10 protein-coding genes are annotated in these 9498 nt (G+C 66.8%); 5 read left to right on the top strand and 5 right to left on the bottom strand.

Annotated elements, in window-relative coordinates; translation table 11 throughout:
- Positions 1-16: 16 nt before the first annotated feature.
- Positions 17-1351 carry a cytochrome P450 gene (locus tag LZC94_37665; protein ID WXB13560.1) on the top strand — a complete coding sequence of 445 codons (1335 nt, stop codon included), beginning with the start codon at positions 17-19 and terminating at the stop codon, positions 1349-1351.
- An 85-nt stretch (positions 1352-1436) separates the two neighbouring features.
- On the opposite strand, the gene LZC94_37660 is transcribed toward LZC94_37665, so the two are convergent.
- The 3 genes from LZC94_37660 to LZC94_37650 form a co-directional block, all read right to left on the bottom strand.
- Positions 1437-2318, bottom strand: coding sequence for a hypothetical protein (locus tag LZC94_37660; GenBank protein ID WXB13559.1), 882 nt, complete (start codon positions 2316-2318; stop codon positions 1437-1439).
- Positions 2319-2471: 153 nt separating this feature from the next.
- Positions 2472-3122: an NrsF family protein gene (locus LZC94_37655; protein ID WXB13558.1), complete on the bottom strand. Its 651-nt coding sequence runs from the start codon at positions 3120-3122 to the stop codon at positions 2472-2474.
- Positions 3119-3694 carry an RNA polymerase sigma factor gene (locus LZC94_37650; GenBank protein WXB13557.1) on the bottom strand — a complete coding sequence of 192 codons (576 nt, stop codon included), beginning with the start codon at positions 3692-3694 and terminating at the stop codon, positions 3119-3121. The genes LZC94_37655 and LZC94_37650 overlap by 4 nt, the downstream gene beginning before the upstream one ends.
- 194 nt (positions 3695-3888) lie before the next feature.
- Here LZC94_37650 and LZC94_37645 point away from each other — a divergent pair, with 194 nt between their 5' ends.
- The 4 genes from LZC94_37645 to LZC94_37630 all read left to right on the top strand — a co-directional run bounded on the left by LZC94_37645 (position 3889) and on the right by LZC94_37630 (position 6900).
- On the top strand, positions 3889-4557 hold the full coding sequence (locus LZC94_37645; protein WXB13556.1) for a TetR/AcrR family transcriptional regulator: 669 nt from the start codon (positions 3889-3891) through the stop codon (positions 4555-4557).
- A gap of 28 nt (positions 4558-4585) precedes the next feature.
- Positions 4586-5866 (top strand): glycosyltransferase, encoded by a 1281-nt coding sequence (locus LZC94_37640; protein ID WXB13555.1) that lies wholly within the window; start codon positions 4586-4588, stop codon positions 5864-5866.
- 13 nt (positions 5867-5879) lie between these two features.
- The gene (locus tag LZC94_37635) at positions 5880-6290 is read left to right on the top strand and encodes a glyoxalase/bleomycin resistance/extradiol dioxygenase family protein (GenBank protein ID WXB13554.1); all 411 of its coding nucleotides are present in this window, start codon (positions 5880-5882) and stop codon (positions 6288-6290) included.
- Positions 6291-6387: 97 nt separating this feature from the next.
- A complete protein-coding gene (locus LZC94_37630; protein WXB13553.1) occupies positions 6388-6900 on the top strand; it encodes a hypothetical protein in 513 nt (170 codons plus the stop codon).
- A 113-nt stretch (positions 6901-7013) separates the two neighbouring features.
- Here the strand turns inward: LZC94_37630 and LZC94_37625 are convergent, their stop codons facing one another.
- The gene (locus LZC94_37625) at positions 7014-7886 is read right to left on the bottom strand and encodes a trypsin-like peptidase domain-containing protein (GenBank protein ID WXB13552.1); all 873 of its coding nucleotides are present in this window, start codon (positions 7884-7886) and stop codon (positions 7014-7016) included.
- A gap of 169 nt (positions 7887-8055) precedes the next feature.
- A complete protein-coding gene (locus LZC94_37620) occupies positions 8056-9447 on the bottom strand; it encodes an aminotransferase class V-fold PLP-dependent enzyme (GenBank protein WXB13551.1) in 1392 nt (463 codons plus the stop codon).
- Positions 9448-9498: the final 51 nt, after the last annotated feature.

Genomic DNA, 9498 nt, shown 5'->3' with positions numbered 1-9498 from the left:
CCAGACCGCGTTTTACATGAGCAAGCCCGTTCACATGCTCCGCAAATGGGCGGAGCGTTATGGCGATATCTTTCGCATCGAGATGGCCGGCTTCGGCGAGTTCGTCGTCGTGAGCGCTCCCGAGCACGTGCGGCAAGTATGCGTGGCGTCTCCCGACGTGCTTCGTTCGGGGGAGGGCAACGCGCCGCTCGTTCCCTTCCTCGGAAAGCACTCGGTCGTCGTGCTCGACGGCGCCGCCCACGCCCGCGCCCGGCGCCTTTTGGTGCCGCCCTTCCACGGGGATCGCATGCGCGCCTATGCGGAGATCATGCGCGACGTCACCCTCGCGTCCATCGCGAAATGGCCGCGCGACCGGCCCTTTCCCATCCAGGCGCGCATGGATGAAATCGCCCTCACCAACATGCTGCGCACGGTGGTGGGGATCACCGACTCTCGGGCCATCGCGCCCTTCGCCGAGCGCTTCCTCGCGACCATTCGCACCGTCGAGTCGCCGGTGTTCCTCCTCGCCGGCTACGGCGGCCTCGATCTCTTCCGCTCCGTGCCCTGGCTCCCCGCCTCCCGCGCCAAGCGGAGCAACGACCGCGGCTTCTACGACGAAATCGCGCGCCGCCGCGCCCTCGGCCCGGGCGAAAAGGGCACCGACGTCCTCAGCCTCCTCATCGAAGCGCGCGATGAAAATGGCGAGCCGCTCACCGACGACGAGCTCCGCGACGAGCTCGTAACGCTCATCGCCGCCGGTTACGAGACCACCGCCGATGCGCTGGCGTGGGCCTTCGAGCAGCTCTTGGTCAACCCGCCCATTTTGGAGCGCGCCACCCAGGAGGTGCACGACACGGTGGGCCCGGGCGGCGTCCTCTTGCCCGAGCACCTCGGGCGCCTCGAGTACCTCGACGCCGTCATCAACGAGTCCCTCCGCATCCGGCCCGTCGTCCCGCTCTTCTCGCGCAAAGCGGCCGTCCCCTTCGAGGTCGGCGGCTACGACGTGTCCCCCGGCATGATCATCACGCCGTGCACGGTGCTCACCCACTTCCGGCCCGAGGTTTACCCCGACCCTTACACCTTCCGGCCCGAGCGCTTCCTCGGAAAAAAGCCCGATCCGTACGCCTGGCTACCGTTCGGCGCCGGCGGCCGCCGCTGCCTTGGGATGCCCTTCGCCCTCTACGAAATGAAGGTCGTTCTGGCCACCGTCTTGCTCCGCGCCCACCTCACCCTCGCCGAGCCGCCCTCGGCCATCCAAGTCGTGCGCAAGAACATCCTTCTCATGCCCTCCACCGGGGTCAAAGTGACCTTTCGCGAGCGCCACCTCGCCCGCGCGAGCGCCGCGCAAAACGTGTGCTCCACAACCAATTGAACGATCCTCGCCGCCGAGCTTCTCTCGATCGGGCGCAGGCGGTGCACGCCGCACGCCCTTCGCGGAGAAGCTCGGCGCGCCCGTCTTATTCGAAGATCGCGACGCTGGTGGCCTGGCCACCTTCGCGCGCGGCCGGGGCGGTGAGCGTGAGCTTCACCTCGTAGCCGCTGACCGCCTGCGTCGCCTCCTCGTAGGCGCGGACATAGAAGAGGCCCTGACCTGCCTGCAGCTTGCCCAGCACCGACGAAGGGATCTTCGCCTTCTTCTCCGTGGCCGGGAACGAGCACTCGGCGCTGGCGACCTTGCTCTTGCCTTGATCCATGAGGATCACCTTGACCTGACCCGACGCCGTGCCCTCCGCCGACCACGTCAGGTCGAGATCCTTCGAGCGCGGGATCTTGACCGAGGTCGCGCCCCAGGCCGGCCCCGCCACCTTGACGAGCGACGGTGCTTTCATGTTGGCCGTGAACTCCCCGACCCCCGACGGGTTGCCGGCCGCGTGGATCTTGATGTCCTCGCCGCCCGTCCAAACCGACTTCCTATCGGCGATCGACTTGTACGATCCGCTCGAATCCGGGGAGAGCTTGGTCACCGGGAGCTGCGCGCCCGTGATATCGATCACGCCCGCGTGGACGATCTTCGGTAGCCCGGCGTCGTTGTCGGCGCCCCCGTCCTGCCCTTGCAGCTCGCAGATCTTGATCTCGCAGCTCGCCTCTTTGGAGGTCTCGCACGCTTGCTCGCCGGACATCTTGGTGCCGCTGCCATCGATGAAGCCGGCCGCCACGGTGTAGTTGCCCACCGTCGTTCCCCCGACCGTGAGCTTCGTATTGGTGAGGGTGACGTATCCGGCTTTCGGGTTCTCTCCCGAGGTCGACTTCTTGTCGTCGCTGCTCGAACATGCGACCGCGCCCAGGGCGCCCGCAAAGAAGAAAATCCCGACCGATAAGACGCGAAGTTTGTTTTGCATGGGGTCCTTTCTCACGGCATTCCGTCTTACGCAAGAAAGGCAGCGAGCTTCCCTCCAAAAAAAACGCCCATTTCAATGTTCGTGGACGACCAATCAGTTGGGGGTATTTGCACCCGTCGGCCAACCGCGCCAAATGAACGACTTCGAGCCGGATCAACCCGGCATCGCCAGGATCCGCGACGCGACCAAGGCGCCCACAATGCCCATTACGCCTATCGGTAGAATATGTCCCAGCGCTATGTGCGCGAGGGTCACGACGGGGCACCATATCGCGACCATCACACCCGCCAACGATCCGCACGCGACCCCGAGCGCCGTCCCGGAGGCTACGGGGTGCACCGGAGCGCTGCCGCGCCGCCATGTGGCCAGCGCCATCAAAGGAGGTGCGCCGGCGGCGATGGTCAGCGCCAAGCACTTCGCGCCCAGTCGCTCGGGGTGAACGAGCTTGCCCTCGGGGTGGAGGACCACGAACGCGAACATCATGGCAAAGAGCACCGCCGGCGTTCCCACGGTCATGGCGAGCAGCCACGCGCGGCTGCGGCCGAGCGCAAAGGGGCCTCGCGCCAGCGCCACCCACATGGAAACGGCGGCCACCGAGGCCCAGCCCAGCGACGTCGCCGCGCAAAACCACAGCGGCCGCCCCAGCCCGTGCTCGGGGCCGTCGAGCGCAAAGAAGAACGCGAGCAAAACGGCGCCCGACCCCGCGAGGGCCAAGCCCCCTTCCCGCCGCATCGTCCTGCGCGTCGGTGAAGGCGTCTCGCGCGCGGCCTCGAGGATGCGGATCTTCAGCTCGCGCGCCGTCATGCGAGCGCCCCGAGCTCCTCGACGAAATCGCCCCCCAGCGTATGGCGCAGCCGCTCGCGAATGCGGTGGATGCGCAGCCGCACGGCGGCCTCGGACGTCCCCAGCGCCTGGGCCGCCTCGGTGGTGGACAACCCATCGTGAAACACCAGCTCGAACGCCGCTTGCTGCGCCTCCGGCATGTTCGCCAGCTCCGCCTGCATGCTTCGTATCAGCTTTCGCTGCCCCACGATCTCGTCGAGCGCCGCGTTCGTACAGGGGCTCTCCGGCGGGGCCTCCGTCTCCCCCATGGAACGCTTGACGCCGCGAAAGGTGTCGGCCAAGACGCTTCGCACGATGGCATACGCCCAAGGCGTCACCGCCGCGCCCTGCGCAAAATGACGGCGCGCGACGTGAATGCGCATGAACGCCTTCTGCAGCATGTCCTCGGCCAGCGCGGTGTCGCGCGTATGTCTCCGAATCAGCCCCGCGAGCCACGGCGCCAATAGATCGTAGAGCTCGGAGAAGGCCTCCTCGCTCCCGCACGCATAACGGTTCATGGCCTCGCTCGCGGCCGTCTTCCAGCTGTCTTCCATATGCCGTTACGGGATGCTCTACGCAACGCTCGTGCCGTCGAAGATCGGCGCTCGGACCGCCATTCCACCGCGGCGATGCGTTGCGCCTGCACCACGCGGGCGTTGCACCGTGCAACGACCCATCCCCGCGGGAAAGTCGGGCCTCCCACCGCCCGTCCAAATTTGATTTGACTGACGGTCCAATATGTTGGACCATGAGTCAAATGAAATCCGAGCGGAGGCCGTATCACCAGACCGCGCGGGCCGAGTCGGCCGACGACACCCGCGAGCGCATCGTCCGCGTGGGCGTCGAACAGTTCCTCTCGCGCCCGTACGAAGAGGTGACGTTGCAAACGCTGGCCGAGGCCGCGCGCGTATCCCGGCAGACCTTGCTCAATCATTTCGGCTCCAAAGAGGGGCTGCTCGAGATCGTCGCCCGCCGCGTGACCTCCGGGCGCGATGGCGTGGAGCCGGGCGACATCGATGGAGGCATCGAGGTCCTCATCGACAATTACGAACGCACCGGAGACGGCAACATCCGGCTCTTGGCGCTCGAGAGCAGCTTGCCGGTGGCCAGATCGCTGCTCGAGGAGGGCAGGGCCGGCCACCGGCAATGGCTCGATCGCCTTTGCGCGCCGCACCTCCCCCGGGGCGACGGCGAACGCGCCAAAACGCTGGCCGCGCTGCACGCCGCCACCGATGTGTACGCGTGGAAGCTCCTCCGGCGCGATCTGGGTGTCTCACGGGACGAGACCGCCCGCATCTTCGGGACGTTCGTTCGCGCGTCCCTGTTTGGCGTAAACGATATCAAAGATACCAAACGCGCCAAACGTACCAAGGACGACAAACGCAAGAAGCGTACGAAGCCGCACCGCGACGACTGAACCCCCGCGACGCCTGAACCCCACGATCATGAACTACCTCTTTGCGCTCTGGGAGGGCGGTGGCAACGTGCCGCCCGCCTTGTCCTTGGTCCGAAAGCTCGTCGCCCGCGGCCACGCGGTCACGGTGCTGGGCGACATCACCATGGCCGGCGAAGCCCGCGCCACCGGCGCGCGTTTTCGAGCTTGGGAGCGCGCCCCCTCGCGAACCTCGCGCCGCCGCGAGCAAGACCTGGTGAACGATTACGACATCAAAAACCCCGCGCGCCTCATCGCGCTCTTGCGCGAAAAGCTCGTCATGGGGCCCGCGGAGGCGTACGCGGCCGACGTCGATCTGGCGCTGAACGAACGGCCCTTCGACGCCGTCGTCTCCGAATATCTGCTCTTTGGCGCCCTGGTCGCGGCCGAGGCCCGCGGGGTGCCGCGGATCGCGCTCGTCCCCAATGTCTACGTGCTCCCCGTACCGGGCGTGCCGCCGTTTGGCACGGGCTTTCTTCCGGCCACGGGCCCGCTCTCACGGCTGCGCGATCGCATCGTCACCGGCATCTCCCTCATGCTCTGGAACCGCGGCTTGCCCGCCCTCAACCGGCTTCGCCAGGCGCGCGGCCTCGCACCGCTGGGCGCCTTTTGGGATCAAGTCGGCTGCGCCTCCAAAGTGCTGGTGCTGACGTCGGCCGCGTTCGATTTCAAAGGCGCATATCCGGAGAAGGTGCGCCACGTGGGGGCCGAGCTCTCCGATCCCGATTGGGTATCGCCCTGGGAGCCGCCCGCCCAAACGGCGCCGCTCGTGCTCGTCGGCCTCAGCACCATGTTCATGAATCAAGAGGCCACCCTCCAGCGCATCATCGACGCGCTGGGGTGCCTCCCCACGAACTCCATCTTCACCACCGGCCCCGCCATCGATCCGGAGCGATTCTCCCATGGCGACCGCGTGCAGCTCGTTCGCTCCGCGCCCCACGGGTGCGTGCTCCGGCACGCCGCCCTCTGCATCACGCACGGAGGCCACGGCACCTTGCTCAAGGCCCTGTCCTTCGGCGTCCCCGTGCTCTGCCTCCCTATGGGCCGCGACCAACACGACAACGGCGCGCGCCTCGTAGCCTCGGGCGCAGGGCTCCGGCTCGATGCGCGCGCGAGCGCCGCCCGAATCGAAGCGGCGGCGCGCCGCTTGTTGAGCGAGCCCGCCTTCACCGTGGCCGCCCAGCGCCTCGCGGCGATCATGGCCGAAGAAGAGCGCGCCGGCGCCGCCATCGTGGAGCTGGAAAATCTTTCTCGATCATCCTCGCGTTCATTCGAACGAATCAATCATTCGTAGGGAGCCAATCATCATGTCTCGAAAGCTGTTTCTCAACCTCGCCGTCCATGATCTGGATAAATCGACCGCGTTCTTTGCCGAGCTCGGATTTTCGTTCGAGCCCCGCTTCACCAACCGCGACGCCACGTGCGTCATCGTCAACGAGCACGCCTATGTGCTTTTGCTCGCCGAGAAGCGATTCAAGGATTTTACCAAGAAGGCCCTCGTCGATTCGACGGCCAGCGCCGAGGCCATCATCGCCTTGTCGGTCGACAGCCGGCAGCACGTCGATGACATGGTGAAGAAGGCCCTGGCCGCGGGCGCGACGCCGGCGAACGATCCGCAGGACCATGGCTTCATGTACGGCTGGCGTTTCCAGGATCTCGACGGCCATCTGTGGGAAACGTTCTGGATGGACCCGAACCATAGCGCGCGTCCCGCATGACGCTGGCCGTCGTAGCTGCGCCGTAAAGCGTTACGGTAGAGCGCATTTCAATGGATCGAGGCTCGTGTGCCTCGACCTTCCTAATCCGATATGTACGATGAAACGAGTCGTGCGTATCGAGGTCTCCGGCGCCGTCCTGACCTTTCCGCGCTTATGCGCGTGTTGCGGTCGTCCGCCCGATCCCGAGTTGGTCGTCTGGGCGTCGCGAACGCGCGGCGTGAAGTTGGTTCATTCGCGCACGAAAACATGGACGTTTCCGTGCTGCGCGGAGTGCGCGCGCCATATGAACGAGTGGTACGACGGCTCCGTCGCGCTGCGCGCGTTTTTGGTCGCGGGCGCGTGCATCGCGTTCGTCGTGCTCGTCGCCGGCGGGATCGCGGAGGCGCTCGCGGTCGCTGCGGCGGCCATCGCGCTCGGTTATGCTGCGCGCACCATCGCACGACGACGCGCCGCCGCGTTGATGTCGCCGCAGTGCGCCTGTGCATGGTCTCCCGTTCAGTACCTCGGGTGGAATGGAACGCTTCACGCGTTCTTCATCGCACAACATGGCTATGCCACCGCCTTCGTCGATGCCAATGCGCACCGCGACGAGAGCACGCCTGCGCCGTAAGCTCGGCGCCGAGCTCGAGCCCATGGAAAGTCGCGCCCTCGGACGGCCGGGCGCCCGTCGATCGCCGCACGCACCGCGGTCCTCGACGGGCGCATCGCGCTTCGTGCAGCCTTTTAGAGGATGCCCGACACGGCGGCGATCTTGGACATGCGAACACCGCTGTTCGTGCCGCCGCTCGCCGTGCAGCCGCCGTTGGTGTGAACGCCGACGAGCCGGCCCGCGGAGTTCAGGATGCCCGATCCCGAGCTCCCGGGCTCGGTGTCGATGTTGCCGTATCGCAGGTAGTTCCCGCTGATCGAAGCCAGGGTGCCGGCCTCGATCTGCTTCGGCTCTCCGTTGGGGTGCTGAAGGATCGCCAGGGTGGCCCCGACGGCCGGATCGGTGGCGAGGCTGGCGGTCGTGCCCCAGGTGGCGCCGGGGTTGTTGGCCAGCCGCACGATCGCATAATCGAGCCCGCCCAAGCTGTCCTCGACGATCCCCGTGATCTGATAATGGCTTTGCGCGAGCAGGGCGGTCTTCGCGGCGTTGAGCTCGTAATTGAAGGACACGTAATCGCCCACCGTGGTCGAGTCCACGCAGTGGCCGGCGGTCAAGAACAGCGTGCTCGTGATCAACGTCCCCGAACAGTATTTGCCCGACGTGGGGCTCGTCTCCATGGCGCCCACCGGTCGCTTGTGCGCGTTCACGAAGGCCACGCTGACCCCCAACGTCCCCGTGTACGAGTTGACGTGCTGCAGATCATCGATGCCGCAGATGCTCTCTTGCGCGCCGGGCTCGCGATTGACCCGATAATTGGCCGGATCGCGCATCTTGCGCACGAAGTCGGGGTGGTCGAGCGATGCGCGCGGCTTACCGAGCGCCTGCTCCGAGGTCTCGTTCGTGTCGTTCGTCGCGCCGGCCTCGTCGCCGAACGAAGCGTCGCCCGCACCGCTGCATGCCGCCAACAAGGACACCGACGCTACGAGAAATGAAGTCGCAATTTTCATGAGTGATCCAACCTTTCCTCGGGTGGGGCAGGCCGAGATCCCAGCGACCTTCCGAGCGTCGCGAGCAGCCCACCCCTGGGAGACGGGATGAAGGTGCGCTCGAACGTCGCATGCTGCGAGTCGCCTATTTGGTTGACGCACGAAAGGATGCGCCTGAAAGCGATTTCCTCTAGATCGAAGCGGCGCGGCGGACGATGGCAATGGCCTCTTCGATGCGATCGAAATGCGTCCGGAACGCGAGCACGCACAGCCTCAAGAAGTATTCACCGCGAATGCGCGTGCTGGAGATGAAGATGCGTTTGCTGCCGTTGATGGCCTCGGCCAACCGGCGATTCCCCTCGTCGCCGCCGTGACCCCGAAAGGCCACCACCGACAGCTGCGGCGTCCATGGAAGCTCGAGCCGCGGCTCGCGTTTCAGCTCGCGGTGCACGTACTCGCTCAAATCGAGCTTCTCGTCCAGCGCCATGCGGAAGGCGGAGACCCCGTGCAGGTGCAGCGGGAGCCACAGTCGCAGCCCGCGAAACTCGCGCGTGAGCTCGGGGCCCAGCTCCGCGTAGTCGGGCAGGGCGGCGCCGCCGTCGATGTCCTGCAGCACATAGCCGCTGCCGGAGTAGGCCGCGTGGAGCGCGCTCGGATCGCGCACCAGGAGCATGCCCGTGCCATATGGCAGAAAGAGGCCCTTGTGCGGATCGAGGGTGATGGAGTCGGCCGCCTCGATCCCGGCGAGCCGCGATCGGCCGCGCGCGGTCAGCTGAAAGAAGCCTCCGTAGGCGGCGTCGACGTGAAACCACATGTCCTCGCCGCGCGCCAGCTCGCCGAGCTCCCCCAGGGGATCGATGGCGCCGGTGTCGGTCGTCCCCGCGGACCCCACCACGAGAAAAGGGCGGAGGCCCTCGGCGCGATCGGCTTCGATCATGCGGCGTGCGGCCGCGACGTCCATGCGCAGATCCTCGGTCGTCGGCACCTTGCGGACCCTCGATGCGGGGATGCCCGCGATGGCGCCGGCCTTTGCGCAACAGTGGTGCGTGTAGGGCGAGACGTAAATCGTGCCGCGTTCGATGACCTCGCCCAGGCGCTGGTGCCGCGCGGCCACCACCGCGGTCAACGTGGCCATCGAGCCGCCGGTGGTCACCAGGCCGCCCGCGCCCTCGGGCAGGCCGAACTCGCGACAGAGCCAGCGAACCACGCCGTGCTCCATGGCCACGAGCGCGGGCGCCGTCGCCGCAAAACCCGTGTAGCGATTGACGCTGTTCGCGAGCCACTCGGCCAGCGCCGCGACGGGCAAACCGCCGCCCGGAATGTACGCGAGGTAGCCGGGCCCCGCGGTCTCCAACCCCGGCGCCGCCGCGCGGCCGAAAGTGGCCAGCAAGGTCTCGAACCGCGCGCCGCCCTCGGCCGGCGGCGCGAGGACCTCCTTCACCACCCGCTCGAGATCGTGGGCGCTGCCTCCCGCGGGCGCGTGCGGGAGGCCTTCGATGAAGCGGTTGATGAAATCGAGCGCGGCCTCGCCCATGGCCACCATGTCTGCCCGACTGGGTTCCAGCGCATAGGTATGGTTCATCTGAAACAACGTACCCTAACGGTAAATCGATATGGCGGCGCGCGACGCGAA

The organism is Sorangiineae bacterium MSr11954 (genome assembly GCA_037157815.1).
Taxonomy (GTDB): domain Bacteria; phylum Myxococcota_A; class Polyangia; order Polyangiales; family Polyangiaceae; genus Pendulispora; species Pendulispora albinea.
This window is presented reverse-complemented; position numbering and strand designations above follow the sequence as displayed.

Coding starts and splice junctions, on each gene's coding strand:
- LZC94_37665 (WXB13560.1), top strand. CDS start 17: ATGAGCAAGCCCGTTCACATGCTCCGCAAATGGGCGGAGCGTTATGGC.
- LZC94_37660 (WXB13559.1), bottom strand. CDS start 2,318: ATGCAAAACAAACTTCGCGTCTTATCGGTCGGGATTTTCTTCTTTGCG.
- LZC94_37655 (WXB13558.1), bottom strand. CDS start 3,122: ATGACGGCGCGCGAGCTGAAGATCCGCATCCTCGAGGCCGCGCGCGAG.
- LZC94_37650 (WXB13557.1), bottom strand. CDS start 3,694: ATGGAAGACAGCTGGAAGACGGCCGCGAGCGAGGCCATGAACCGTTAT.
- LZC94_37645 (WXB13556.1), top strand. CDS start 3,889: ATGAGTCAAATGAAATCCGAGCGGAGGCCGTATCACCAGACCGCGCGG.
- LZC94_37640 (WXB13555.1), top strand. CDS start 4,586: ATGAACTACCTCTTTGCGCTCTGGGAGGGCGGTGGCAACGTGCCGCCC.
- LZC94_37635 (WXB13554.1), top strand. CDS start 5,880: ATGTCTCGAAAGCTGTTTCTCAACCTCGCCGTCCATGATCTGGATAAA.
- LZC94_37630 (WXB13553.1), top strand. CDS start 6,388: ATGAAACGAGTCGTGCGTATCGAGGTCTCCGGCGCCGTCCTGACCTTT.
- LZC94_37625 (WXB13552.1), bottom strand. CDS start 7,886: ATGAAAATTGCGACTTCATTTCTCGTAGCGTCGGTGTCCTTGTTGGCG.
- LZC94_37620 (WXB13551.1), bottom strand. CDS start 9,447: ATGAACCATACCTATGCGCTGGAACCCAGTCGGGCAGACATGGTGGCC.